Annotated in this window: 25 protein-coding genes; 15 read left to right on the plus strand and 10 right to left on the minus strand. The window is 37.6% G+C overall.

Annotated features, from left to right (window positions below):
- Window positions 1–238 precede the first annotated feature (238 nt).
- From GR160_RS05370 to rlmH, 3 genes are all read left to right on the plus strand, one after another.
- Window positions 239–1,078 (plus strand): hypothetical protein, encoded by an 840-nt coding sequence (locus GR160_RS05370; protein WP_160748791.1) that lies wholly within the window; start codon window positions 239–241, stop codon window positions 1,076–1,078.
- 114 nt (window positions 1,079–1,192) lie between these two features.
- A complete protein-coding gene (gene ligA, locus GR160_RS05375) occupies window positions 1,193–3,193 on the plus strand; it encodes an NAD-dependent DNA ligase LigA (protein WP_160748792.1) in 2,001 nt (666 codons plus the stop codon).
- A gap of 107 nt (window positions 3,194–3,300) precedes the next feature.
- Window positions 3,301–3,774 (plus strand): 23S rRNA (pseudouridine(1915)-N(3))-methyltransferase RlmH, encoded by a 474-nt coding sequence (gene rlmH / locus GR160_RS05380; RefSeq protein ID WP_160748793.1) that lies wholly within the window; start codon window positions 3,301–3,303, stop codon window positions 3,772–3,774.
- 94 nt (window positions 3,775–3,868) lie between these two features.
- Here rlmH and GR160_RS05385 read toward each other — a convergent pair whose 3' ends face one another.
- The 5 genes from GR160_RS05385 to GR160_RS05405 all read right to left on the minus strand — a co-directional run bounded on the left by GR160_RS05385 (window position 3,869) and on the right by GR160_RS05405 (window position 5,803).
- A complete protein-coding gene (locus GR160_RS05385; RefSeq protein WP_160748794.1) occupies window positions 3,869–4,162 on the minus strand; it encodes a hypothetical protein in 294 nt (97 codons plus the stop codon).
- An 11-nt stretch (window positions 4,163–4,173) separates the two neighbouring features.
- Window positions 4,174–4,452, minus strand: a complete 279-nt coding sequence (locus GR160_RS05390; protein ID WP_160748795.1) for a hypothetical protein — start codon at window positions 4,450–4,452, stop codon at window positions 4,174–4,176.
- 147 nt (window positions 4,453–4,599) lie between these two features.
- Window positions 4,600–5,034, minus strand: a complete 435-nt coding sequence (locus tag GR160_RS05395) for a response regulator (protein ID WP_160748796.1) — start codon at window positions 5,032–5,034, stop codon at window positions 4,600–4,602.
- 154 nt (window positions 5,035–5,188) lie between these two features.
- Window positions 5,189–5,548, minus strand: coding sequence for a hypothetical protein (locus GR160_RS05400; RefSeq protein ID WP_160748797.1), 360 nt, complete (start codon window positions 5,546–5,548; stop codon window positions 5,189–5,191).
- A 60-nt stretch (window positions 5,549–5,608) separates the two neighbouring features.
- The gene (locus tag GR160_RS05405) at window positions 5,609–5,803 is read right to left on the minus strand and encodes a hypothetical protein (protein ID WP_160748798.1); all 195 of its coding nucleotides are present in this window, start codon (window positions 5,801–5,803) and stop codon (window positions 5,609–5,611) included.
- A 267-nt stretch (window positions 5,804–6,070) separates the two neighbouring features.
- Between GR160_RS05405 and GR160_RS05410 the strand changes: the two genes are divergently transcribed.
- The 4 genes from GR160_RS05410 (at window position 6,071) to GR160_RS05425 (ending at window position 10,138) form a co-directional block, all read left to right on the plus strand.
- Window positions 6,071–6,967 carry a bestrophin family protein gene (locus GR160_RS05410; RefSeq protein ID WP_160748799.1) on the plus strand — a complete coding sequence of 299 codons (897 nt, stop codon included), beginning with the start codon at window positions 6,071–6,073 and terminating at the stop codon, window positions 6,965–6,967.
- Window positions 6,968–7,083: 116 nt separating this feature from the next.
- Entirely contained in the window at window positions 7,084–8,277 is a 1,194-nt protein-coding gene (locus GR160_RS05415) for a pyridoxal phosphate-dependent aminotransferase (RefSeq protein ID WP_160748800.1), read from the plus strand.
- Between the two features lie 162 nt (window positions 8,278–8,439).
- Window positions 8,440–9,543 (plus strand): bifunctional diaminohydroxyphosphoribosylaminopyrimidine deaminase/5-amino-6-(5-phosphoribosylamino)uracil reductase RibD, encoded by a 1,104-nt coding sequence (gene ribD, locus GR160_RS05420; RefSeq protein WP_160748801.1) that lies wholly within the window; start codon window positions 8,440–8,442, stop codon window positions 9,541–9,543.
- Window positions 9,521–10,138, plus strand: a complete 618-nt coding sequence (locus GR160_RS05425) for an HAD-IA family hydrolase (protein WP_160748802.1) — start codon at window positions 9,521–9,523, stop codon at window positions 10,136–10,138. Before ribD ends, GR160_RS05425 begins: the two co-directional genes overlap by 23 nt.
- 23 nt (window positions 10,139–10,161) lie before the next feature.
- Here the strand turns inward: GR160_RS05425 and GR160_RS05430 are convergent, their stop codons facing one another.
- On the minus strand, window positions 10,162–11,091 hold the full coding sequence (locus GR160_RS05430) for a hypothetical protein (protein WP_160748803.1): 930 nt from the start codon (window positions 11,089–11,091) through the stop codon (window positions 10,162–10,164).
- Between the two features lie 81 nt (window positions 11,092–11,172).
- Between GR160_RS05430 and GR160_RS05435 the strand changes: the two genes are divergently transcribed.
- Complete coding sequence (locus GR160_RS05435; protein ID WP_160748804.1) at window positions 11,173–11,772, plus strand: YigZ family protein; 600 nt, start codon at window positions 11,173–11,175, stop codon at window positions 11,770–11,772.
- A 72-nt stretch (window positions 11,773–11,844) separates the two neighbouring features.
- On the opposite strand, the gene GR160_RS05440 is transcribed toward GR160_RS05435, so the two are convergent.
- Window positions 11,845–12,246 carry a thioesterase family protein gene (locus GR160_RS05440; protein ID WP_160748805.1) on the minus strand — a complete coding sequence of 134 codons (402 nt, stop codon included), beginning with the start codon at window positions 12,244–12,246 and terminating at the stop codon, window positions 11,845–11,847.
- 190 nt (window positions 12,247–12,436) lie between these two features.
- Here GR160_RS05440 and dnaA point away from each other — a divergent pair, with 190 nt between their 5' ends.
- The 5 genes from dnaA (at window position 12,437) to GR160_RS05465 (ending at window position 17,996) form a co-directional block, all read left to right on the plus strand.
- Window positions 12,437–13,864: a chromosomal replication initiator protein DnaA gene (dnaA, locus tag GR160_RS05445; protein ID WP_160748806.1), complete on the plus strand. Its 1,428-nt coding sequence runs from the start codon at window positions 12,437–12,439 to the stop codon at window positions 13,862–13,864.
- Window positions 13,864–14,331 (plus strand): low molecular weight protein-tyrosine-phosphatase, encoded by a 468-nt coding sequence (locus GR160_RS05450; RefSeq protein WP_160748807.1) that lies wholly within the window; start codon window positions 13,864–13,866, stop codon window positions 14,329–14,331. Before dnaA ends, GR160_RS05450 begins: the two co-directional genes overlap by 1 nt.
- A 66-nt stretch (window positions 14,332–14,397) precedes the next feature.
- Complete coding sequence (locus tag GR160_RS05455) at window positions 14,398–15,114, plus strand: SAM-dependent methyltransferase (RefSeq protein WP_160748808.1); 717 nt, start codon at window positions 14,398–14,400, stop codon at window positions 15,112–15,114.
- Window positions 15,115–15,232: 118 nt separating this feature from the next.
- Complete coding sequence (locus GR160_RS05460) at window positions 15,233–16,723, plus strand: SulP family inorganic anion transporter (protein WP_160748809.1); 1,491 nt, start codon at window positions 15,233–15,235, stop codon at window positions 16,721–16,723.
- A 79-nt stretch (window positions 16,724–16,802) separates the two neighbouring features.
- The gene (locus tag GR160_RS05465) at window positions 16,803–17,996 is read left to right on the plus strand and encodes an AIR synthase related protein (RefSeq protein ID WP_160748810.1); all 1,194 of its coding nucleotides are present in this window, start codon (window positions 16,803–16,805) and stop codon (window positions 17,994–17,996) included.
- A 67-nt stretch (window positions 17,997–18,063) separates the two neighbouring features.
- On the opposite strand, the gene ung is transcribed toward GR160_RS05465, so the two are convergent.
- Entirely contained in the window at window positions 18,064–18,729 is a 666-nt protein-coding gene (ung, locus tag GR160_RS05470) for a uracil-DNA glycosylase (protein WP_160748811.1), read from the minus strand.
- Window positions 18,730–18,863: 134 nt separating this feature from the next.
- On the opposite strand from ung, the gene GR160_RS05475 reads away from it, so the two are divergent.
- Together GR160_RS05475 and GR160_RS05480 are read left to right on the plus strand one after the other, a co-directional pair.
- Window positions 18,864–21,032, plus strand: a complete 2,169-nt coding sequence (locus GR160_RS05475) for a DNA mismatch repair protein MutS (protein ID WP_160748812.1) — start codon at window positions 18,864–18,866, stop codon at window positions 21,030–21,032.
- Window positions 21,033–21,044: 12 nt separating this feature from the next.
- Window positions 21,045–21,461 (plus strand): thiol-disulfide oxidoreductase DCC family protein, encoded by a 417-nt coding sequence (locus tag GR160_RS05480; protein ID WP_160748813.1) that lies wholly within the window; start codon window positions 21,045–21,047, stop codon window positions 21,459–21,461.
- A gap of 44 nt (window positions 21,462–21,505) precedes the next feature.
- Here the strand turns inward: GR160_RS05480 and GR160_RS05485 are convergent, their stop codons facing one another.
- Together GR160_RS05485 and GR160_RS05490 are read right to left on the minus strand one after the other, a co-directional pair.
- On the minus strand, window positions 21,506–22,483 hold the full coding sequence (locus GR160_RS05485; protein WP_160748814.1) for an endo alpha-1,4 polygalactosaminidase: 978 nt from the start codon (window positions 22,481–22,483) through the stop codon (window positions 21,506–21,508).
- 46 nt (window positions 22,484–22,529) lie between these two features.
- Window positions 22,530–25,028, minus strand: a complete 2,499-nt coding sequence (locus GR160_RS05490; protein ID WP_160748815.1) for a M14 family metallopeptidase — start codon at window positions 25,026–25,028, stop codon at window positions 22,530–22,532.
- Between the last annotated feature and the right edge of the window lie 48 nt (window positions 25,029–25,076).

Genomic DNA, 25,076 nt, shown 5'->3' on the forward strand with positions numbered 1-25,076 from the left:
TTTTAAGAGTTTGATGACTGCAAAATGAATTTAAAAAGGTATCAATTAAAACGTTGATTTAAATGAAGTTTGATTAAATAAAATCTTACAAAAGATTTTTATCTCTTATCTTTGCACAGATTTTTTAATTAGCATAACCGGAGAGGGTTTTGTTAATCAAATTTTAGGTTTAATATTTTTATTTCTCTCACATCAATCAATCACAATGCAGGTTTCTAAACAACTATTACTAAAGACAATGTTTATCTTTAGTATCTTCTCCCATTCTATCTTTTCTCAGGAAAATACTGTAAATGCCCCCGAAAGATATACAGCACACAACAAAGGGAAATTTTTTATTTACTGGGGCGGAAATCGCGAAAGCTACTCAAGGTCAGACATTAATTTTAAAGGCGACGATTACAATTTTACACTTTATGATGTAGGTGCTCATGACAAGCCCAAAGGCTGGAGTATAGATTATGTTAACCCCGCGCGAATGACCATTCCGCAAACCAACTTAAGAATAGGTTATTACATTAACGATCATTACAGTATTGGTATAGGCTTAGACCACATGAAATATGTAATGACTCAATTTGTGCCCGTACGTGCAAACGGGTACATTAACCTTCCGGCAGATCAGGCAGGGGCGGCACATAACGGCAACTATAATAATGTGCCTGTTGTACTGACTGAAGACTTTTTGACTTTTGAACATACCGATGGTCTCAATTTTATTAACACAGGAATATCTCGTATAGATGATTTTTCTAAATATTTAGGAATAACAAATACCGACATTATACAGATTAACCTTACAGAGGGGATATATGGAGGTATATTATATCCTAAAACCAATGCTATGGTTTTGGGTAAAGAACGTCACGATAATTTCCATATTTCCGGATTTGGTATATCGGCAGAAGCAGGTATAAATATTACGTTTTTAAAACATTACTTTATACATACCGCATTAAAAACGGGCTATATTGATATGAATGATATTCGCACTACGTATAACGGTGCAGACAGGGCTTCTCAGCACTTTACTTATTTTCAGAGAATGATATCTGTTGGTGGGGTATTTAGGTTATAATTTTTTAGCTGCTAAGTCTCTCATGATCTAAGAGACTTAGCAACTTTACTAACAAAACATTTCCCATTTTTTAAAAGTTGGTTAAATTAGCAAAACAAAACTAACATGTATTAAATGGACATCTTACAAAAGATTCAGGCACTTCGTGAAGAACTTAATCAGCACAATTACAACTATTATGTTCTTGATAATGCAACTATTACCGATTTCGAGTTTGACATCAAACTGAAAGAGCTGCAGGAACTTGAAGCAAAACATCCTGAATATTTTGACGAAAATTCTCCCACACAGCGTGTAGGAGGTGCCATTACCAAAAATTTCAATACTGTTGTACATGAAACACGCATGTACTCGCTGGATAATTCTTACTCAAAAGAAGAACTGCTCGAATGGGAAAAACGTGTACACAAAGGCTTAGGTACTACTGATGTAGAATATACCTGCGAACTTAAGTATGACGGAGCGTCTATAAGCATTACTTATGAAAATGGAAGACTTGCCAAGGCTGTTACACGTGGCGATGGTTTTCAGGGAGATGAAGTTACCACCAATATAAAAACCATACGGTCTGTACCGGTAAAACTTAAAGGAGATTATCCTGCTAAATTTGACATCCGCGGCGAAATAATACTTCCTTTTGAAGGCTTTGCAAGGATGAATAAAGAATTGGTTGAGATAGGAGAAACTCCTTATTCCAATCCGCGAAACACTGCTTCGGGCAGCCTGAAACTGCAGGACAGTGCCGAAGTTGCCAAACGCCCGCTAGACTGTTTACTGTATTCGATTGTTGGAAACAATCTAAATTTTAAAACTCAGTTCGAAGGACTTGACAAAGCACGCCAATGGGGCTTTAAAGTACCTAAACAGGCTGCTCTTGCAAAGTCTATGGACGAGGTTATTGCATTTATAGACCATTGGGACACCCACCGCCATGACCTGCCCTATGAAACCGATGGCGTGGTAATTAAGGTTAACGACCTGCACCAGCAGGAAGAGTTGGGCTATACCGCCAAATCGCCACGATGGGCGGTGGCATACAAGTTTAAGGCCGAAAGGGTTGCTACACGACTAAACTCTATATCTTATCAGGTAGGGCGCACAGGTGCTATTACGCCCGTTGCCAACCTTGAACCTGTACAACTTGCCGGCACTGTAGTTAAACGCGCTTCATTGCACAATGCAGATCAGATAGCCAAACTTGATGTAAGGGTTGGAGACGAGGTTTTTGTAGAAAAAGGCGGAGAGATCATCCCGAAAATTATTTCGGTAGATTTTACTAAACGCCCTGAAGATTCGGAAGAAACCATATACATAACCAAATGTCCAGAATGTTTTACCGATCTTGAACGCAAACCCGGTGAGGCACAGCACTACTGCCCTAATTTTTACGGTTGCCCACCACAAATAATTGGTCGCATTCAACACTACATATCGCGCAAAGCCATGGATATTGAAGGACTTGGAGGAGAGACTGTTGCCTTGCTTTACAACTCTGACCTTGTACATAATTATGCCGACCTGTATGAACTGAAAAAAGAACAGGTAGTGCCTTTGGAACGCATGGCAGATAAATCGGCCGATAATCTTATCAACGGTATTGAAAACTCCAAACAGGTTCCGTTTGAACGTGTACTATACGCACTTGGTATACGTTATGTTGGCGAAACTGTAGCTAAAAAACTGGCAAAGCATTATAAAAGCATCGATAATTTGGCTCATGCCACTTTACTGGATCTTGTTTTGGTAGACGAAATTGGCGAGCGCATTGCACAGAGTGTAATGGACTTTTTCTATAACGAAGAGAACAGAAAAATTATCGAACGTCTTAAAGGTTACGGAGTTCAGCTTGAAGCTATGGCAGTGCCTGATACTACCGTGAGCAACAAACTTGCCGGGCAAACCTTAGTGGTATCGGGTGTATTTGAGAAATTTTCGCGCGATGAACTTAAAAAAGCTATTGAAGATAACGGCGGTAAAGTAGGCAGTTCTATCTCATCTAAAACACATTATGTTGTTGCCGGAGATAATATGGGGCCTGCTAAACTTGAAAAAGCTAATCAATTGGGCGTGAAAATTATTAGTGAAGATGAGTTTATTTCTTTAGTTAGTAACTAAGAAATTTAGCTACTTTAATCTTTAACTCAACAAAGCATATAAATAAATTTGTAACTTTTGGTTTAGCTTAATCCCACTGTATCTAAGTTCCTAAGAAACCCAAAAAAATGAATATCAAACTTATTGCCATAGGCAAGACAGATAATAAGGCATTGCAAACACTTATAGACGATTATCAAAAACGGTTGTCGTTCTATATAAAATTTGAAATGGAGATAATTCCTGATATCAAAAACGTAAAGAACCTAAGCGAGGCGCAGCAAAAGGATAAAGAAGGCGAACTTATTTTAAGCAAGCTCTCCCCTACTGACCAGCTTATATTGCTTGACGAGAACGGAAAAAATTTCAGTAGTGTAAGTTTTAGTGAAGAGCTTCAAAAAAAGATGAACTCCGGCATTAAAACACTCGTATTTGTTATTGGAGGGCCTTATGGCTTCAGTAAAGAAGTCTATGCAAAAGCACAGGGCAAAGTATCGCTTTCAGCCATGACGTTCTCGCATCAAATGGTTCGCCTCTTTTTTACAGAACAGGTTTACAGGGCATTTACTATTTTAAGAAACGAGCCCTATCATCATCAATAATAGTAAAGAAAAAGCCTGCACTATACAAGATAGGGGAACTTGTATAATACAGGCCTCAAAAAAATATTGGTTGGTTGGTTGGTGTTGGGATAATTTAATTATTGTAAAACTTCCTGTCCCAGTTTTTCTTTATCCAGGCAGTAATATCTTTTCTTGAATTTACATTTATTGGCAAATGATGACGCAAAAGATATTCAAGTCTTGTAAAAGATGAATCGCTGATAAGGCCATGAACCGCAAAAAAACGGTTTATAAAATTAAGCACGTCATTTCCGTTTGTAACATCAATAAGATCTTCGTCAAGAAAAGTTGGCGAAAGTATTGTTTTTCTTCCAGGCCACTGATACTGGTATTGCAGTGCCTTTTTGTCAAATCTGGACATATACATAGTAATAAGTTTTAAGGTTTTACATTGGCATCCAGCCAAAGTTTTACATCGTGGTGTGTTTTAGCAGAAAATGGCAGACGTGTTTTTATTGCCGATTCTATTTTTTGAAACGTAACCGGTGCATGCCACCCCCTATGCTCCATATAGCGGTTAATAAAATGAAGTATTTCATAACCCTGATTCCATTTAAATATTACATTCTCAGGAAAACCGTTTATTTCTTTGGTCTCAGATTCAGGAATGTTCCAAATGCTGGAATGTCTTAAAAGAGCAGTAGTGAATTTTGCCATTATTTGTCGATTTTTTACCGATGTAAAGATTCAACAATAGCGTCAAAAAAATTAGAGTACAATTACCTGAATTTTGCAATTGCGTATTTTTACGCATAAAAAAAGCCCCATAAAAATGGAGCATATATAAATGTTATTGAGAATATTTTAGGCAAAGGGAACCAGTGTTTTTTGCCAATAGCCCATAATGTCAGATATGAGTGACTTATATTCTCTGAGGCTCGACGGCTTCTCAAAAAAACCATGCACACTCAGATCTCTCGCTTTATATACATGCTCTTTATGAGCCGCTCCTGTAGTTAAAAAAACATAGGGAATGCCTTTGTGCATAAATTTAGGATTGGCAGAAACGGTTTGGTACAGTTCTAAACCATCTAAAAGAGGCATGTTAATATCCGATATTATCATAAAAACTTCAGATGTGCAATCCTGCAAATATTCTAAAGCCATGACACTGTCTTCAAAAACTATAACACGGTTGTCATAGTTTTTCTCTTTCATTACTTCTTCGAAAATGCCCAATAATATTTCATAATCATCCGGATCATCTTCAATAACCACTATATCACCTGTAGTTTTCATGATTCATGCAGCTAAAAGTTAAATAAAACATAAAATATTAAATCAAATATAACAATAATATAATTCGCTTTGTTATAATATTTTACATTTATCGACTAACTACATCATGAATCTATTGCATCATTTGTATTACAATAGATCTATAACAGAATACTTAATTAGTGTAACGTTCATTACTTTCTTCAAAATCATCGTCATCGCTCGAAATTGATTGATTTTGATCTTCGTCAAGGTCTAAATTGTCGTCAAGTATATAATCATCCTGATTGAAAGCATCAGAGTTTTTGCTGTTGCCGCCAACATCGCTCCACTCGTCATTATTGTCAGCATTGCTGTAATCTGCCTGGTCAGAATTTCGTGTAGGATCAGTATCATGGGTGTATTGTACTCCTGGTTGTTCCAATGACAGGTATTTATCTGTATCATCTAAATCAACCCTGTCAATATTAGATTTGTTTTTTAGATTTTCAATATCAGCCGAAGCCTCTTTATCTTTATCAAATTCCTTATTCATAACAGTAGTTTTAGTTATTCGAAAAGTAGAGTTACATCATTATAAATCCCGTAGTTTAACTTAAAAAAGAAGAATTGCGCTTATTTCATTAAGCTTAAGTAACTTCAAATTAGTCATTAATAAATTTTTAAGCTGCAATGAGCAAGACAGTTCCTGCTCTTCTTTAACTTCATTTTCAAAATTTGCAGCTGCTTTTTCATAAGACATTGCGTTAAGGGCATCGGCTTGTACAGAGGGTTTAACTGAATATTCCATGACGATATTTATTAAGTTTTTTTTGCGTTTTTAGGTTTTCCTAAGTTAGCTCAATATATTCTTAATATTACACAACGACATATTAAATAAATGCCAAATATTGCAATTAAGTATAATAATACAATATTCACAATAAATAAATCATACATTATCAATTGTGTGAAATTTATTATAAAAAACTACCAATCAACATCATGCCTATTGTAACAAAACTATTTAATGTTTAATTTTAAGTATTAAATCATTAGTAATTATTACTCACTGTGTATGCTGGTAGATAAAAAACTTCCGCTCTCCTATATATTCTCTAAGGTAAAATACGAAATGCTCTTTGTGTTTGTAATTGGCGTTACCATACATTATTTAACCGAACACTTTTACAATTACTTACCCGCCATGCCTTTAACCATTGCTACCTTTTTAGGTACGGCAATATCGGTTTTATTGTCTTTTAAAATGAGCCAAAGTTACGACCGTTGGTGGGAAGCCCGAAAAGTATGGGGTGCCATTGTAAACGACTCCCGCACCTTTGTTTTACAAATGCAGGCTTTTATAAAATCAGGCAATGCAACCGAGGACATTAAGACCATGGCTTACAGGCAAATTGCCTGGTGCTACTCGCTTGGGCAATCATTAAGAGATTTGGAGCCTTTAGCTAATTGCGATGCGTTTCTGAGTAAAGACGACATTGATTCCCTTAAAATTAATAACAATAAACCTTTGGGAATTTTACAGCTCAATGTTTTACAAATAAGCGATATACATCAAAAAGGAATAATAAGCGATTACATACACGTACAAATAAACACCACATTTGTAAAATTTTCTGACAGCATGGGAATGGCCGAACGCATAAAAAACACGGTCTTCCCTACAACATATCGTCTTATACTTCATTTTACTATTTATCTTTTCGTCATTATACTTTCTATTGGTTTAAAGGGTGTAATGCTGACTTACGAGATACCTTTATTAATTATAATTTCTATGGTATTTTTTTTACTCGAAAAAACGGCCTACCACTTGCAAGATCCGTTTAGAAACCGCCCAAGCGATACATCGGTAACACAAATTGCAAGAACAATAGAAATAAATATTAAACAGCTTTTAAAAGAAACTGATGTACCTAAACCTCTTAGTACTGATACATATTACATAATGTAATACTTTAATAAGTATCATCATTTTTGTAATGATATAAAAATGTTTTATAAGGCTAATTTTGCAGTAGCCAATAAATGTTGCAAATTTGCCCAACAAACAATATACAACTTTTAATAATGCCAAAAGTATCTAATAAAGGCACTCAAATGCCCGAAAGCCCTATAAGGAAACTTGTTCCTTATGCAGAAACTGCCAAGAAAAAAGGCAATAAAGTATACCACCTTAACATAGGACAACCCGACATTAAAACTCCGGAAGTAGCTCTTGAGGCTATAAAAAACAACCATATCAGCATACTCGAATACAGCCACTCGGCCGGTTTTGAAAGCTACAGGGTAAAACTTGCCGAATCGTATCGCAAAAACGGTGTTGATGTTGCTACAGAAAATATTATTGTAACCACAGGAGGATCTGAAGCATTGCTGTTTGCCTTAGGAAGCACTTTAGACGCAGGAGATGAGATTATTATACCGGAGCCGTTTTATGCCAATTATAATGGTTTTTCGGTAGCATCGGGTGTAACAGTAGTTCCTGTAATATCTACAATAGATGAAGGCTTTGCCCTACCACCTATTGCCGATTTTGAAAAACTTATAACTCCGCGCACTAAAGCCATTTTGATATGCAATCCTGGCAACCCAACCGGATACCTTTACACGCAGGAAGAAATAAACCAGCTAGCAGAGCTTGTAAAAAAACACGACCTTTTCCTTATTGCAGATGAGGTTTACAGGGAGTTTACTTATGACGGAGATAAACATTACAGCGTAATGAATGTTCTGGGCATTGAGCAACACGCCATAATGATAGACTCAGTTTCTAAGCGTTACAGTATGTGTGGGGCGCGTATTGGCTGTTTGGTTTCTAAAAACAAAGAAGTAATTGCCACTGCAATGAAATTTGCCCAGGCAAGGCTTAGTCCGCCAACTTTTGAGCAAATTGCAAGTGAGGCGGCACTGGACACTCCTCAAAGCTATTTTGACGAAGTTATTAACGAATACAGAGAACGCAGGGATACTCTTGTAAAAGCCTTAAACGAAATTGAGGGCGTTACAGTTGCCTATCCTAAAGGTGCTTTTTATTGTATAGCACGCCTGCCTGTTGATAATGCCGATAATTTTGCACAATGGTTATTGGAAAGCTATGACAACAATGGAGAAACGGTAATGGTAGCACCGGCAGCCGGGTTTTATTCTACACCGGGTGTAGGTCTTAATGAGATCCGTATTGCTTATGTTCTTAAAAAAGAAGACCTTATCAGGTCGGTAGCTATACTAAAAGATGCATTGGCTGTTTATAACAAACAATAGCAAATAGGGATTAACAGAAACTGTTTTCAAAAATATTTATATCGGGATATTATTATATAGCTATTGATTTTAAAACAATCAGCTTTTTAAAAAGTCTCAAATACAGCAGTATTCAATAAACCATATAAACTTCGTAACTTTGAGGTTTGCAAAAACCCAAAAATGAGTCACGAAAAATACATGCAACGCTGCCTGGAACTTGCGCAAAACGGCATGCGTGCCGCTATGCCCAATCCATCGGTTGGAGCTGTACTTGTGCACAAAGGCAAGATTATTGGCGAAGGACACACCTCCCCTTTTGGTGGGCCACATGGGGAGGTAAACTGTATAAATTCGGTAAAACAGGAACACAGGCATCTCATACCTGATTCAACTTTATATGTAAGTTTAGAGCCCTGCAGCCATTATGGAAAAACACCACCCTGCTGCGATTTGATACTACAGCATCAAATCAAAAATATTGTGGTAGGCACTCTGGATCCGCACGAAAAAGTTTCGGGTAATGGCATAAAGAAATTACAGCAAGCAGGAAAAACAGTAACCGTAGGTGTTTTAGAAAAACAATGCCGCGAGAGCAACCAACGCTTTTTTACTTTTCACGAAAAAAAACGCTCCTATATTATCTTAAAATGGGCAGAAAGTGCCGATGGATTTTTAAGTCCAGACAGCAGATATTCAAACAATTCGGTTAGCGTCTTATTAGAAAATAACATTACAGAAAAAAAACCTATTTGGATTACCAATAGCTACTCGCGACAGCTTGTGCACAAATGGCGCAGTGAGGAACATGCTATTTTAGTAGGCACGCAAACAGTAATAGACGATAATCCGCAACTTGATGTGCGCAGTTGGACAGGACCAAATCCTGTTCGCATAATTCTTGATCAATTTAACCGTATTGATAGCTCTTATTTCGTTAAAAATCTAAAAATTAAGACAATTGTATTGACAGCACAAAGCAATTTGACTAACTTAGATAACCTGACGTATGAAACAATAGCTTTTGACGAAAATCTGCCTAATGCAATTGCGGGCGTGTTATATAAGCACAACCTGCTATCTGTAATTATAGAAGGTGGCCGACAAACCCTGCAAACTTTTATAGATGCCGGGTTGTGGGACGAAGCAAGAATTTTTAAAGGAGAAACTATTTTTAACAACGGCACAAAAGCACCTGAAATTACAGGTGCTTTAATTGACAGGCATAGTATACAGCAGGATAAACTTTTAATATACAAAAATTATGGTGAACACGATAATATTTGATATGGGCGATGTTTTTTTAAACAAAGACAAAGAGGCAAAAGTAGCCGCGCTAAAAAATATAGGCATTTTTGAATGGGGCGAAGACCTTGAGAAGCTTGAAAAGAAGTTTGAAACCGGAAAAATTAATAGTGAAGAATATCTGCTGGGAGTTCAAAAACATAGTAATAATGCCTCTTTAGAAGCAGTTAAAGACGCATGGAATGCAGGCATTGCCGATTTTCCGTTATATCGCTTAGAGTTTTTACAAAAACTTAAAAATACTTACCGTCTCTTCCTGCTTAGCAATACCGACCCAATACATATAGAAAAATTTGAAGAAGATGCCGGAGCATCTTTTTACAGTGATTTTTACCAGTGTTTTGAAAAGGTATATTTTTCACACGAAATTGGTGTGCGTAAACCCGATGCTGAAGCTTTTAATTATGTACTGAACAATCATCAGGATATACAACCCAAACGCACCCTTGTTGTAGACGATAAAAAGTTTAATACCGATGCAGCAGAACAACTTGGCTTTGTGGTCTGGAATCTCCAAAAAGGCGAAGAGGATGTTGTAGACTTATTTGATAAAAAAGTGTTAACGCTGGAGTTATAGAATATAATCAAATTTAAAACTATTTATTTTCTATCCTGAAGAGCAACTATTGCTTCAAAAGGCGATGGCACATAAGTACAAACACGCGGATCCATAATATTTCCACCAAATCCAGTTTCATCTTTAGAAAGCTCATCTTTAATATCAAGCAATATTTTTGGATCAACTTCCCATAATCCCCAAACTATCATGGTCTGCGCAAAAATATTGCCCTCTTTTTTTTTAAGGTAATAAATCATATAATTTTTTGCCTCCTTGGTTTTTAATATACTTAAAGCGCGCGCAGCAGATATTTGAGAATGATAATTATCACATTCTATAAATTTTTTCAACACATTTATATTAAGTTCTATATCAAGTAAAAATACTGTTTCAAGAACAACATGCTGTTTGTAGAAAATATTTACTTCATCTTCTTCAAAACCCGCAGGGGGTTTAGCTAAATATTCATCTATTAACTTCATCAACGGAACTTTGTCTATTTTTATATCATGAAAATAATTCCATATTGCAGTATATGTTAGCTCGTATATTTCCTTATCAACAGCTGCCTTATGGTAAGTATGCCTGTAGGTTGCATGAACTTTATCGTCAGATAACAAATCAAATCCTGAAGTGGGTGTAGGGATAGCATATGAACCTTTTTCCGTTTGCTTAAGAAAAAAGTATCCCTCTTGCCCCTTTTCAAACATAAATTCAGGAGAATGTCCACCGCTTGAACTACATAAATTAAGAAGAAAAAAAGAATCTATAATTATTTTACCTTTAATAGACTTACCGAATGACTTTTGCACTTCAACAACCACCAGTGAGTCAGTTGCAGAAATAACCTTTGCATAAATAAAATGCTGTGATTTTTTAATGATCTCATCTTGCCAAGGTTCATCCCAAGTAGTAGCAGATAACGATGTCACAACAAACACGAAAACAAGTGTTGTTAATATTTTTTTCATTAGAAGGAAATTTATAACACAAGTATAAACAATTTCCTGTTTATATTATCTTACTTACCTTTGCAATACGAAAAAAATATTTTGGAAAACGACACATACAAAACCCTCTCTGCCCCATCTAAAGAAACACTGTTTAAAGAAAAAAACAGCAAATTTTTTGGTTATGCCTTCCCTGTAAACAATGAAGAAGATGTAAAAACACTTCTTGACGAAGTTAAAAAGCAACACCATTCGGCACGCCATTGGTGTTACGCTTTTCAGTTGGGTATAGATAAAATATACTATCGGGCTAACGATGATGGCGAACCAAACAATACAGCCGGAATGCCTATTTATGGGCAAATACAAAGTTTTGGACTGACGAATGTACTTGTTGTAGTGGTTAGGTATTTTGGAGGAGTAAAACTTGGGGTTGGCGGACTGATCTCTGCCTACCGAACTTCGGCACAAATGGCACTCGAAGCCTCAGATATTATCGAAAAAACCATAAACGTTCATTATACTATAAAATTTGGTTATGCTGTTATGAACAAAGTAATGCGGGTTATAAAAGAGAAAAATCTCGATATCATATCCCAAAAAATGGAAATGGATTGTGAAATTGTAGTTGCTACCCGAAAAAAAAATGCCTCAATGGTATTAGAGGCATTTGAAAATTTGTATGAGGTTTCGATTAAATAGCATTTTGTGTTATCATTATTGAACAAAAATCCTATTCAATTCTTAATTACAATTTACTGTTCGAAAACCAAATTAATCAAAATTTAATGCCTTTTTTACATATTCCGGAGGTGTTGTAGGGCGACCGGTTTTCATGTCTACAAACACTAAAACTGAGTTGCCGGTTGTTAATAACTGAGCCACCTCATTGTATATCTCATAGTCAAATTCTATCTTAACACCTTCCTGTTTTTTAAGGATAGTTCTTACAGTCAGAAGATCGTCATAACGGGCAGGCTTTTTGTAATTTAACATTAAGGAAACAACAGGCAGCATTACCCCCTGCTTCTCCATATCACTATAGCTAACTCCAAGATTTCTAAGCCATTCCACCCTTCCCATCTCAAAATACTGGGCATAATTGCCATGATAGACAACTCCCATCTGGTCGGTTTCGGCATAACGAACTCTTACTTTAAATTCATGAAAATTCATATATCAAAAACGTTAATTATTTATTAATTTTTCATTATGTTGCTTACAATTTTTTTTTAATAAAATCAATACACCTAAAGTTTTTTTTTGAGGAATTTTGTGTACATATTTGTTCTCCCTAAAAGGAGTGAAATCTTTGATTTTCCTTTTTGTAAGACAACAATTAATAAACAACTAAGTTTCAGGGTATATGACTAAAACTGCGCAATCGGTATGGGAAAACTGTCTACTATTCATAAAAGACAATATTCAGGATCAGGCCTACAAAACCTGGTTTGAACCCATTAGGGCAGTTGAACTAACTGATAACGCGTTGTATATACAGGTGCCCAGCAAATTTTTTTATGAATGGCTGGAAGAACACTATGTAAAACTATTAAAAGTAGCCCTTACTAAAGAACTTGGCAACAGCGCAAAGTTACTTTATAAAATTAAAATGGAAAACACTTACGGCAACAAACAGCCTTTTACAGAGCAGTTGCCAAGCGCCCACCGCGCTCCTGTTAAACCACAGGAAGTAGACGTACCATTGCAAAACAAAAACCCTGAGCTTAAAAATCCGTTTGTAATTCCAGGCATCCGTAACCTTAAAATCGAATCGCAGCTTAATGCAAATTACAGCTTCGACAACTTTTTTGAAGGCGATGCTAACCGCCTTGCCCGTTCGGCAGGTTTGGCTGTAGCTAATAAACCTGGAGGAACATCTTTTAATCCATTGCTTATTTTTGGTGGTGTAGGCTTAGGTAAAACACACCTTGCGCACGCTATTGGCATTGAAATAAAAGATAAATACCCAGATAAGACCGTATTGTATATTTCTGCCGAGATCTTTACACAGCAGTATATCGACTCGGTAAAGCGCAATACACGCAACGATTTTATTCACTTCTATCAATTGATAGATGTGCTTATTATAGACGACGTTCAGTTCCTGTCAGGTAAAACCGGAACTCAGGATGTGTTTTTCCACATCTTTAACCACCTGCACCAAAACGGCAAACAGGTTATCTTAACATCAGATAAGGCTCCTGTAGATATGCAGGATATTGAGCAAAGGCTTTTATCTCGTTTTAAGTGGGGGCTTTCTGCTGAGTTGCACCAGCCTGATTATGAGACCCGCATATCAATACTAAACAATATATTGTATCGTGATGGCGTAGAGATGCCACAGGAAATAGTAGAATATGTGGCACGCAACATTAAAAGCAATGTGCGTGAGCTTGAAGGTGCTATAATTTCGCTTATCGCCCAATCATCATTCAACCACCGCGAGGTTACTATAGACCTTGCCAAACAAGTGGTAGAAAAATTTGTAAAGAATGTAAAGCGCGAAATATCTATAGACTATATTCAAAAAGTAGTTTCCGATTATTTCCAGCTTGACGTAGATACTTTAAAATCTAAAACCAGAAAACGTCATGTAGTTCAGGCCCGTCAGCTCGCTATGTTCTTTGCCAAGAAGTTTACAAAAGCATCTTTGGCAAACATAGGCTCGCAAATTGGCGACCGCGACCATGCGACGGTTTTACACGCCTGCAAAACGGTAGACAACCTTGTTACTACTGATAAGCAATTCCGCAAATTTGTTGACGATATCAATAAAAAACTTTCGGTATAATGGCCGTAAAAATACTGATGGTTTGTTTGGGTAATATATGCCGTTCTCCTTTGGCAGAAGGTATATTACAAAGCAAGTTGCCTGCTGATAAATTTACAGTAGACAGTGCCGGAACCGGAGGTTGGCATGCAGGCGATTGCCCTGATCATCGTTCAATTCGTGCGGCAAAAAACCGCGGGCTTGACATTAGTACACAAAAAGCAAGGCAAATAAAAAAATCTGACTTTACGGAATTTGACCATATTTATGTTATGGACAGTTCTAACTTTAAAGATGTTACACGCCTTGCTCCTACTCCCGAAGCCAAAAGCAAAGTTGTACTGATGATGGACGAGATATTTCCAGGACAAAAAATAGATGTACCCGACCCTTATTATGGTACTTCTAAAGATTTTGATCAGGTATATGATATGCTCGATGAAGTTTGCGATATCGTGGCAACAAAGCTTATCGAACAGCATTCTTAGCCTATCACAGTTTTATAGTTATAAGGTAATTTAATATTATTACTTTTGCGCTATAATACCACATTTATGCTTGCTAAAGGAAAACTATACTTACTGCCTGTGCCGCTTGGTGACGATGCCGATCCTAAAACCGTACTTCCGGAAACCGTTGCAAAATCTATTGAGTTTATTGACCATTATATTGTTGAGAACGAAAAAACAGCCCGCCGTTTTATAAAGGCTATATTGCCCACAAAAAAACAGCCAGACCTAAAACTATCATTACTGAACAAACATACTGACGCGGCAGATCATAACTCGTTTTTACAGCCTTGTATAGAAGGAAAAAATGTGGGATTGATGAGCGAAGCCGGATGTCCCGGTGTTGCCGATCCCGGTGCCGCAATAGTTAAAATAGCACATGAAAAAGGCATACAGGTAGTTCCGCTTGTGGGGCCGTCATCAATACTGTTAGCCATGATGGCAAGCGGGATGAACGGACAAAGTTTTGCTTTTAATGGCTACCTGCCTATAGATAAAAGTGATAAAAAAACTGCCCTTAAAAATTTTGAAAAACTTTCTCAGGATAAAAGTCAATCTCAATTATTTATAGAAACTCCTTACCGCAACAATAAATTGGTAGACGATCTTTTAGCTATACTACAACCCAATACTCATTTATGTATTGCTGCCGATATTACCCTTCCAACAGAGTATATTAAAACCAAAACGGTAGCCCAATGGAAAAAGGAAAAACCCGACCTGCACAACAGGCCGTGTATTTTTATTATTCATAGGTTTTAGGAAGGGAGGGTATCGGGATTCTTTGAACTTATCAAAGAAACATTAGCCTATAAGAGCCTTATTTTCCGAAATCAAATTTTAATCAATCTAAGTTTCTTAGATACTCAGCTCCTTAAAAATGAAACTCTTTGATTTTTCTCAAAAAATAAATTATAAAAACGAAATACTGGCTGGCTTTACTGTAGCAATGACAATGATACCTGAATCGTTATCATTTGCCATACTTGCAGGTTTTCCACCACTTGTAGGACTGTATGCCGCATTTATTATGGGAATTATTACGGCCATTTTTGGAGGAAGGCCGGGCTTGGTTTCTGGCGGCGCTGGGGCAACTGTAATTACACTTATCGCCCTAATGCAATCTAACGGCATAGAATATGTTTTTGCCGCTGTAGCTCTTGCAGGAGTATTCCAGATATTGGTTGGTATTTTTAAACTTGGCAAATTTATACGTCTTGTGCCGCAGCCTGTTATGTATGGATTTGTTAACGGATTGGCTGTGGTAATATTTATGTCGCAACTCAACCAGTTTAAAAGCATAATAAACGGCCAGGAAACCTGGCTGTCTGGTGCGCCATTATATATCATGGCAGGGCTGGTCGCACTAACTGTTGGTGTAGTGTTGGTATTCCCTAAAATTACAAAGGCTGTTCCTGCATCTTTGGTTGCTATCATGGTAGTGTTTGGACTTGTAACGCTTTTTGGCATCGAAACCAAGACAGTCGAAGATATAGCATCGGTTCAGGGTGGCTTCCCTCCTTTCCACATACCAAACATTCCAATAAATCTCGAAATACTTTATATCATCCTGCCTTATTCACTTGTAATGGCTGCTGTGGGCCTAACAGAAGGGCTGCTTACCCTTAATCTTGTAGACGAAATTACGGGCACACGTGGTAACAGCAACCGTGAATGTATTGCCCAGGGAAGCGCCAATATTGCCAATGGTTTCTTTTTTGGTATGGGTGGCTGCCCAATGATAGCCCAAACCCTTGTAAACCTTGAAGCAGGTTCAAGATCAAGACTTTCAGGTATTATAGCTGCGGTAACCATAATGCTCATTATTTTAGTAGGTGCTCCCGTTATAGGCAAATTACCTATGGCGGCACTTGTTGGTGTCATGATGATGGTTGCCATTGGTACTTTTGAATGGACCAGCTTTAAAGTGATTAACAAAATGCCGAGACACGATATTTTTACCGGAATATTGGTAGCTGTTATTACCATTTTTATGCACAATCTTGCCCTGGCTGTTTTGGTTGGCGTAATAATATCGGCATTAGTGTTTGCCTGGGATAGCGCACGACATATTAAGGTTAGTGGAAAATTAGCTCCGGACGGCTCTAAAACCTACACTATTAAGGGTGCTTTGTTCTTTGGATCTACCACAACATTTGCTGATAATTTTACTGTTACAGAAGACCCAAATACTGTTTATTTAGATTTTAATGATAGCCGCATTGCCGATATGTCAGCCATAGAAATACTCAATAAGCTGAGTACTAAATATTCTGAAAACGGTAAAACAATGCATCTTATAAACTTAAACGAAGAGAGCAGGACAATACTTATAAATGCAGGAAATTTAGTAACCATAAATTTCATATAAAGGCATAGAGCAATGAAAGATTGCTACATTAATAAATTAAAATTATCTTTGCCCCAACAACACAAACTACAATTTAAAAATGAGTCAGGATACAAGCAAACGCTATAATCAAAGAGGGGTTTCGGCTTCAAAAGAAGATGTACACAATGCAATAAAAAATATTGACAAAGGGTTGTTTCCCAAAGCGTTTTGTAAAATTGTGCCTGATTACCTTACCGGAGATAATGATTATTGCCTTATAATGCATGCCGATGGGGCAGGTACAAAATCGTCTTTGGCTTATATGTACTGGAAAGAAACAGGCGACCTGTCTGTTTGGAAAGGTATTGCCCAGGATGCACTTATAATGAACATCGACGATCTTTTGTGTGTTGGTGCTGTAGACAATATTATGCTGAGCAGCACCATTGGCCGAAATAAAAACCTTATACCTGGCGAAGTACTATCTGCTATTATAAATGGCACCGAAGAGCTTATAGAAGAACTAAAGAACTTTGGTGTTACCATACACTCTACAGGTGGTGAAACTGCCGATGTAGGCGACCTTGTGCGCACTATTATTGTAGACAGTACAGTAACCGCAAGAATGAAGCGAAGCGACGTTATAGATAATGCCAATATACAACCGGGCGATGTTATTGTAGGACTTTCATCATCAGGGCAGGCAAGTTATGAAACAGGCTATAACGGTGGTATGGGCAGTAATGGTCTAACATCGGCAAGGCATGATGTGTTTAACAACTATCTTGCTGCTAAATATCCTGAAAGTTTTGATGCCGCTGTACCTGCTGAGCTTGTTTATTCAGGCAATATAAAACTAACAGATACTGTTGAAGGCAGTCCTATAGATGCAGGTAAGCTTGTACTTTCTCCTACAAGAACTTATGCCCCCATAATTAAACAGATACTTAACACCTATTCTGCACAGCAAATTCACGGAATGGTGCATTGCAGTGGTGGTGCACAAACTAAAGTGTTACACTTTGTAGATAACGTTCATGTAATAAAAGATAACCTTTTTCCGGTTCCTCCACTATTTAAACTAATACAGGAACAAAGCAATACCAACTGGAAAGAAATGTATCAGGTATTTAACTGTGGGCACCGTATGGAAATATATGTTTCGGAAGAAATTGCACAGGACATTATTGCCATATCAAGGTCATTCAATGTAGATGCTCAAATTGTAGGCAGGGTTACGGCTATAGATACTAACGAAAGCGTTTCAAAGAAGCTAACTATACAAAGCGAATACGGAACATTCGAATATTAAGAGAATACTATTTCAAAAAGAATAAGGACAGTAATTACACTGTCCTTATTCTTTTCTTTATATGTTCTTACCATTCAATCTGTTTCTTTCCTTTTTCTGCAAGAAATGCATTAGCCCTGCTAAAATGCCTGTTGCCAAACCAGTGGCCTTTATTGGCACTTAATGGCGATGGATGCCCGGACTCTAAAACAAGATGACGGCTTCGGTCTACTTTAGCTCCTTTCTTTTTTGCGGGGCCACCCCACAACAGGAAAACCACATTTTCTTTTTCTTCCGATATTTTTTGTATAACGGCATCGGTAAATATCTCCCAGCCCTTACCCTGATGGCTGTTGGCTTCACCCTGCCTTACCGTTAATACTGCGTTTAATAAAAGTACTCCCTGATCTGCCCAACGTTCAAGATTACCCGTTGGCGGAAACGGTTTGTTTAGATCGGCCTGTATTTCCCTAAAAATATTTTGCAACGATGGTGGCATTGGTATGCCATCATTAACCGAAAAGCAAAGCCCATTTGCCTGCCCGGGCCCATGGTAAGGATCCTGACCCAATATAACAACTTCTACTTTATCAAAAGGGCAATGATCAAAAGCCGAGAATATTTGTTTCCCCGGCGGATAACAGGCATATTGTGTATATTGCTGTTTTACAAAAGGTATAAGGCTTTCAAAATATGGTTTTTCAAACTCTCCGGCCAGCGCATGTTTCCACGAGGCTTCAATATTTACATTCATTACAGGCTGTTTTTGTACAAATATAGAAATATACACACCAACGTGCTGATAAAGCTTACTTAAACTTTGACTGACATTTGTGCAGGCAGCCCGATTATGTAGTATTTTAGCACAGAATTTGCTTTGATAAAAATATGGTAAGCATTACAGACAAAACATTAAAAGATTTAGAATTTTATACGGTACTCGAAGCTGTAGCCTCAGGCTGTGTTACAGAGCCCGGACACGATAAAGCCCTGCAAATTGCCCCGTTTAAAAACAGGGAACAACTAATGCAGGCATTGCAACAAACATCAGAATATGTTGCCTCGTTCGACAATAATAATGCATTGCCTAACCACGGCTTTGAACCTATATCTAATGAGGTAAAATTCCTGGCAATAGAAGACAGTTATCTGGATGCATCTGCTTTCAGAAAAATTGCCGTGGTTGCCGATACCGTAAACACACTTATAAAATTTCTTGAAAAGTTTAACGACTATTATCCAACCTTAAATGCGCGTGCACAACAGGTGGAATACAATAAAGAGATACTCAAGCTGATTGATAAAGTTGTAGACAAATATGGCGAAGTAAAAGACGATGCATCTTTGCAGCTTCAGGAAATACGCCGCGAAATGAACCTTGTAAAGGTGCGCATAAACCAAAGTTTTACAGCTGCACTAAGCCATTACAACAGCCTTGGTTATCTTGACGATATTAAAGAGAGCGTGGTGGAAAATCGTAGGGTCTTGGCAGTATCGGCTATGTATCGTAAAAAAGTTAAAGGATCTATATTAGGAAGTTCTAAAACAGGTAGTATTGCCTATATTGAGCCGGAAACCACCCTTCGCCTCTCTCGCGAACTCAATAACTTTGAGTATGAAGAGAAAGAAGAGATCAAGCGCATTTTATTACAGCTAAGCAGCCATATTAGGCCTTTCGTACCACAGCTTTATGATTACCAGGAATTCTTAACCGATATTGACGTAGTATCCGGCAAGGCTAAATATGCCCGAAGAGTAAATGGCCTGTTGCCTAATATAACTGAAGAACGCAGGATATATTTTCGTGAGGCATACCACCCTATACTTTATGTAAACAACAGGGTTAAAAATCAGGTTACCTACCCACAGACAATTGAACTTAGACACGACAACCGTATTATTGTAATATCAGGCCCCAATGCAGGGGGTAAAAGTATTACACTTAAAACTATTGGATTACTACAATTAATGCTACAGTGCGGACTCTTAATTCCTGTACACGAACGCAGCGAAACCTGTCTATTTGACCGAATAATGACCGATATTGGCGACAATCAGTCAATTGAAAATCATTTAAGTACTTATAGTTACCGATTGAAGAACATGAACTATTTTTTAAAAAAGTGTAATGATAAAACACTTTTTTTAATAGATGAGTTCGGTACAGGGTCAGACCCTGAACTGGGTGGTGCTTTGGCGGAAGTTTTCCTTGAAGAGTTTTATCACCGTGAAGCTTTTGGAATAATAACCACCCACTACACCAACCTTAAAATACTGGCAAACGAACTGCCTTTTGCAACGAATGCCAACATGCTTTTTGACGAGAAATCGCTGGAGCCTATGTACAAACTAATATTAGGCCAGGCAGGTAGTTCGTTTACCTTCGAAGTAGCACAGAAAAACGGTATTCCGTACGGGCTTATAAACCGTGCTAAAAAGAAAATTGAAGGCAGCAAAGTGCGCTTTGATAAAACTATTGCCACTCTTCAAAAAGAACGCTCAAAGCTGGAAAAAACTTCGCAAACACTTAAGGAAGAAGAAATACGGGCACGTGAAGAGGGTAAAAAAATGGAGAACATAAACACCCGTATCCAGCAAAAGTTAGAAAGCTATCAGGAGTTGTATGATGCCAACCAACGCCTTATTTACATGGGACAAAAGCTGGACGATATGAGCGAAAAATATTTTAACAACAAAAATAAAAAAGAACTTATAGGTGAGTTTCTTAAAACTGTAGAGATAGAAAATTCTAAACGTAAAAAGCTCACTGTTAAGGAAAAGAAAGTAGCCGAAGTTATCCAGAAAAAAGTTGTGGCCGAGGTTGAGGCAAAGGTTGAGGAAATACGTAAAGAAAAGAAAGAGAAAAAGATAAAGGAAAAAAATGTAGAAAAGCCTAAAGCCATCCTCAAAATTGGCGACCGCGTGCGAATGATAGATGGAAAAGCTGTGGGAACTCTTGATGCCATTGAAAAAAAGAAAGCCACGGTTAATTATGGCTTATTTACCTCTAAAGTAGATCTCGAATCGTTGGAATTGGTCGAGGCAATGAAACGTTAATGATCTGCAATTATGGAAAACTTGCCAAAAGATAAAAAGATCGTCTTGTTCGATGGGGTTTGCAACCTTTGCGACAGTACGGTTCAGTTTCTTATTAAACGGGATAAGAAAGACATTTTTAGGTTTGTACCTATACAATCTGCTCTTGGGCAACAAATTATTAAGCATATTGGCATTGACACATCTAAAACCGATTCTATAATTTTATATGAACCCGGCCAGGCTTATTATTACAAAGCAGAAGCAGCTATTAAAATAGCTAAAGAGTTAGGCGGTGTCTATTCTGTGCTCAATATTTTTAGCATTCTGCCCAAAAGTTTAAACAACCTAGTATATGACTACGTAGCGAGAAACCGTTATAAATGGTATGGAAAGAAAGATGCCTGCATGATGCCTACACCTCAAATGAAGGCTAAGTTTTTGGAATAACATAAAATTCAAAAACTTAGCCCATCATATAATACTTTGCATTTCTAATTTTCAAAGTATTCAAAGGCTTCAATAATATCAAGATATACACCGTCAAATCCGGCAGAGGTAATCTTACTGAGATACGAATCCGGATTTTTATAAATAATTCCCTGCCACTCTTCGTCCCAGTACTTTACTTTATAATTTCCGGGCCAGTCAGGATTTTCAGCTGCTATCCAGTCGGGTGCATTGCTACTCCAGCTGCTTTGCCAATAATAGCGATAATCTTCTGCCTCACCAATAGACATGTAGCAAATAACCAGTCGTTTGCCTCCATTAGCTTTGTTTCGCAATTGTGCCACCTCGGCAGCAGTAAATTGCTCATTGTTTAAAAACAGGTCTATAATAACTGCATCATAATTAGTGGCGGTAACTGCATTTATAAAGGCTGTTTTAGATGTAAAGTTTTCAGGATTTATAATATACAGAAAATTTTTTACCTGATTTAGTGCGGTAATATTCCCGGCATTTACATTATTAGGCACTGCATCCGGGATTATATCCAGATTGCGATGTGTTGCTGCATAAGATATATATCCTGCAGTTGCATTTTTAGAATAAGAATCAGTAATCTTTGATGGTGTAGAACAGTAGTCAATTGCTAAAATTGTTTTACCTGCATTTTTAGAGATATCAAGAGAATTTTTAAGATATGCTGTAGCATCGGCCGGGGTAGCTACATCATCATTATCATAGCCATAGAACAAATCTTCCTGACCGTTGCCATCTATTGCAGTAAGATATTCAGTGTCAGGATTGCCATCTTCTTCTCCATTTGCAGTAACCAGCTCTATGCCATTTTGCGGAATAATCAAAAAGTTGGGATTAACTGCCTTGCCCGACCGGCTTATGCCGATAACATAATTGCGCATTTCCTGCTTAAAATCACGATTGCTTTCAGGATCTTGATTACCAGTTTCATCATTATTGCTGCAGCCTGTCAGGCTCAATGCAAATAACATCACTATAGCGATTTTCATAAACGGATATTTTTATGATAACTCTAAAATCCGCACTTTTATTATATCAATTCACTAAAAATAAAGCGTTACTGAACAGAAGGTTACCATTTTCCCAAAAACCACGAAACAGCGGATTATCTACCATATAAATTATTTGTCCACTTCCTTTTTGCTCCACGGCAAAGGTTACAGTGTTAGCGAGTTTCTTTTTAAGATCGCTGCCTATAAAACCAAAACTTTTATAACCTTCCGGGATGTAAGCAGTATTAGCAGCCCCTTTTAGCAACTGATAGCAGCTATCGCTAATTTTAAGGCTAAAATATTTATCTCCCAATCCATAATTCAACGGATGCGTTCTATCGATAACATTCTCTACAATGGCTCCCGAAACCGATGATGATATTCCGCGTCTTAAAAAACTTTCGTAATTATAGTAGCGTGCATTGAGCATAGCTGAAGCTTCGTGATCCTTTTCTGCATTCTTAGCCTCATCTGTAGCAAATTTGGTAAGGCTGTATCCCTGCCTGTCTTCAAATAGGTTTAAAGCCCCTGCCATAGCAATTACTTTACCGCCATTTGCAATAAAAGTGTCTATACGTGTTTTATCAGTTTCCTGAAAAGAATACCACCCATCAGGCAAAATAAGGGTATTGTATTCATTAAAATTAATATTACCGAAATTCTGAATATCCACAATGCTTACAGGATAGTTAATTATCTGATCCATGTAAAACCATACCTGTCCAAAATCAGTACTGTTAATGTCTTTTCCGGCAACTAAAAGCACTTTAGGTGCTTCCAGCAATGGGTAGGATTCCGCTCCAAGATCAGCCCCACTGATAGAGAAGCCGCTTTCTATAACTTCATAATCCTTTTTTCCTTCAAGCATTACATTCATTGCCGAGTCAAACTGTGTAAGCTGTGGATTGTCGCCTTTTAAAACCACTAAATCACCAAGGCTTACTTTTATACCTCTAAAAAGTGATTCTTTATGTGCAGAACGTACTTTTATCTTATTCTTGTGGAGTTCAGCCAATAATTTAGCCGATGCCCTCCCATTCCAAGGAATATAATATGCATAAATCCTTTCGTACTCGAACTTACCTTTATATTTAATGTCCTTTTTTGTTTTAACCGAAAGATCTCTTTTTAAAGCATACCCATCTACACCATAAGCCAGCGGCAATGCCCATGCTGTAATATCATATGAAAGACTGTCGCTCAGGCGTTGCTCCGGTTCAAATAAAACCTGCGTTAACACTGCCTTTGGTTGCTTAACACTTACTATCAAATCGTTAGGTTCTAAAATAAAATCATCTTCTTTACCCGTTTGATAATGATATCCTGACAGCTTTTTAGTCTCATCTGCAAAAGCATATTGTATCTTGTTTCGACCAAGCAATTTAGTCAGCTCTTCGGTTTTACCATGGTTTTTAACTATATAAGTGTTGTATTTACCTTTGGGATTCTCTCTACTGTCTTTAAAATAAGCCCTAAAATTAGCAATAAGCTTATTTCTTTTCCAGGCGGCAGTTTCTATGGCCGTAAGTACTGCCGCTGTATGATGGTCTATCCTGTCCTGTAATGTAAGTATACCGCCACTTTTTAGCGTTACAGCACGGCCTGCACCAATTCCTCCCTGCTCATAAGTCATACCAACAGCACCGTTAAAAGTTGGATAGGTATCTCCATAACTCGGATAAAACAGGTCAAAAACTTCGCGGGTATAATAACTCCAGCCTTTAGAATCGAATTTCTTAGAAGTCATTTCTCCAATGGCTGCATAAAAATCTTTTTGCGCCTGAGTTACAAAATCGTGCATAGGTTCTGCCGGTGGCGGAAAAAAATACGGTTCATTAAAACCCATTTCGTGTACATCTACATGAACCATTGGCATCCAGTCGTTATACAGTAACATGCGCTGTTGTGTTTCAGCCTGTACCTGCCAGGCCCAATCACGGTTTAGGTCATACAAATAATGATTTTCACGACCACCCGGCCAGGGTTCCATGTGTTCCCTGTCGTTAAGCCCCGGGTGAATATCTTTGCCACTAATAGAACGAAGCCAATTGCCATAGCGCGAAAATCCATCGGGATTGAGGCATGGATCTAAAATAACAATTGTGTTTTGTAGCCATTCTTTTGTTTCCGCATTATCAGGACTAACCAACTCATAGGCTACATTCATGGCGCTCTCAGTACCCGCAGGTTCATTGCCATGCACATTAAAGCTTAGCCATACAATTACTTTATCTGTAGCAACAGCAGGTTTTGAGGCCATGCCTATTTGGTATAAATGATTTTGGCGGATATTTTCAATGTTCCTTAAATTTTCGGGAGCAGATATATAATAGGCGTTCAACCCACGTTCTTCATTAGTTTGACCATAGGGTTTATGAACTATACTGTTAGAGTTTTGAACAAGGTAATTAAAATAATTCTCTACCTGATAATGATAGGTTACCTGTCTGCCATAGCCGGGCAAAAATTGTGCAGGGCTTTTTAGTTGTGCCTGTAGCGCAAAAGAGAAAAGAAGAATAAGGCTTATAAAAAAAGACTTCATGTATAAAGAGTTAGAACACAAAAATAAGGAAAATGGCTATAAAAGTAC

It is taken from the genome of Flavobacterium sp. Sd200 (assembly GCF_009826935.1).
Lineage (GTDB): Bacteria > Bacteroidota > Bacteroidia > Flavobacteriales > Flavobacteriaceae > Flavobacterium.

What these genes read in the sequence shown, in the direction of transcription:
- GR160_RS05370 (WP_160748791.1), top strand. Translation starts at nt 239, where the DNA reads ATGTTTATCTTTAGTATCTTCTCCCATTCTATCTTTTCTCAGGAAAAT.
- ligA (WP_160748792.1), top strand. Translation starts at nt 1,193, where the DNA reads ATGGACATCTTACAAAAGATTCAGGCACTTCGTGAAGAACTTAATCAG.
- rlmH (WP_160748793.1), top strand. Translation starts at nt 3,301, where the DNA reads ATGAATATCAAACTTATTGCCATAGGCAAGACAGATAATAAGGCATTG.
- GR160_RS05385 (WP_160748794.1), bottom strand. Translation starts at nt 4,162, where the DNA reads ATGTATATGTCCAGATTTGACAAAAAGGCACTGCAATACCAGTATCAG.
- GR160_RS05390 (WP_160748795.1), bottom strand. Translation starts at nt 4,452, where the DNA reads ATGGCAAAATTCACTACTGCTCTTTTAAGACATTCCAGCATTTGGAAC.
- GR160_RS05395 (WP_160748796.1), bottom strand. Translation starts at nt 5,034, where the DNA reads ATGAAAACTACAGGTGATATAGTGGTTATTGAAGATGATCCGGATGAT.
- GR160_RS05400 (WP_160748797.1), bottom strand. Translation starts at nt 5,548, where the DNA reads ATGAATAAGGAATTTGATAAAGATAAAGAGGCTTCGGCTGATATTGAA.
- GR160_RS05405 (WP_160748798.1), bottom strand. Translation starts at nt 5,803, where the DNA reads ATGGAATATTCAGTTAAACCCTCTGTACAAGCCGATGCCCTTAACGCA.
- GR160_RS05410 (WP_160748799.1), top strand. Translation starts at nt 6,071, where the DNA reads ATGCTGGTAGATAAAAAACTTCCGCTCTCCTATATATTCTCTAAGGTA.
- GR160_RS05415 (WP_160748800.1), top strand. Translation starts at nt 7,084, where the DNA reads ATGCCAAAAGTATCTAATAAAGGCACTCAAATGCCCGAAAGCCCTATA.
- ribD (WP_160748801.1), top strand. Translation starts at nt 8,440, where the DNA reads ATGAGTCACGAAAAATACATGCAACGCTGCCTGGAACTTGCGCAAAAC.
- GR160_RS05425 (WP_160748802.1), top strand. Translation starts at nt 9,521, where the DNA reads ATGGTGAACACGATAATATTTGATATGGGCGATGTTTTTTTAAACAAA.
- GR160_RS05430 (WP_160748803.1), bottom strand. Translation starts at nt 11,091, where the DNA reads ATGAAAAAAATATTAACAACACTTGTTTTCGTGTTTGTTGTGACATCG.
- GR160_RS05440 (WP_160748805.1), bottom strand. Translation starts at nt 12,246, where the DNA reads ATGAATTTTCATGAATTTAAAGTAAGAGTTCGTTATGCCGAAACCGAC.
- dnaA (WP_160748806.1), top strand. Translation starts at nt 12,437, where the DNA reads ATGACTAAAACTGCGCAATCGGTATGGGAAAACTGTCTACTATTCATA.
- GR160_RS05450 (WP_160748807.1), top strand. Translation starts at nt 13,864, where the DNA reads ATGGCCGTAAAAATACTGATGGTTTGTTTGGGTAATATATGCCGTTCT.
- GR160_RS05455 (WP_160748808.1), top strand. Translation starts at nt 14,398, where the DNA reads ATGCTTGCTAAAGGAAAACTATACTTACTGCCTGTGCCGCTTGGTGAC.
- GR160_RS05460 (WP_160748809.1), top strand. Translation starts at nt 15,233, where the DNA reads ATGAAACTCTTTGATTTTTCTCAAAAAATAAATTATAAAAACGAAATA.
- GR160_RS05465 (WP_160748810.1), top strand. Translation starts at nt 16,803, where the DNA reads ATGAGTCAGGATACAAGCAAACGCTATAATCAAAGAGGGGTTTCGGCT.
- ung (WP_160748811.1), bottom strand. Translation starts at nt 18,729, where the DNA reads ATGAATGTAAATATTGAAGCCTCGTGGAAACATGCGCTGGCCGGAGAG.
- GR160_RS05475 (WP_160748812.1), top strand. Translation starts at nt 18,864, where the DNA reads ATGGTAAGCATTACAGACAAAACATTAAAAGATTTAGAATTTTATACG.
- GR160_RS05480 (WP_160748813.1), top strand. Translation starts at nt 21,045, where the DNA reads ATGGAAAACTTGCCAAAAGATAAAAAGATCGTCTTGTTCGATGGGGTT.
- GR160_RS05485 (WP_160748814.1), bottom strand. Translation starts at nt 22,483, where the DNA reads ATGAAAATCGCTATAGTGATGTTATTTGCATTGAGCCTGACAGGCTGC.
- GR160_RS05490 (WP_160748815.1), bottom strand. Translation starts at nt 25,028, where the DNA reads ATGAAGTCTTTTTTTATAAGCCTTATTCTTCTTTTCTCTTTTGCGCTA.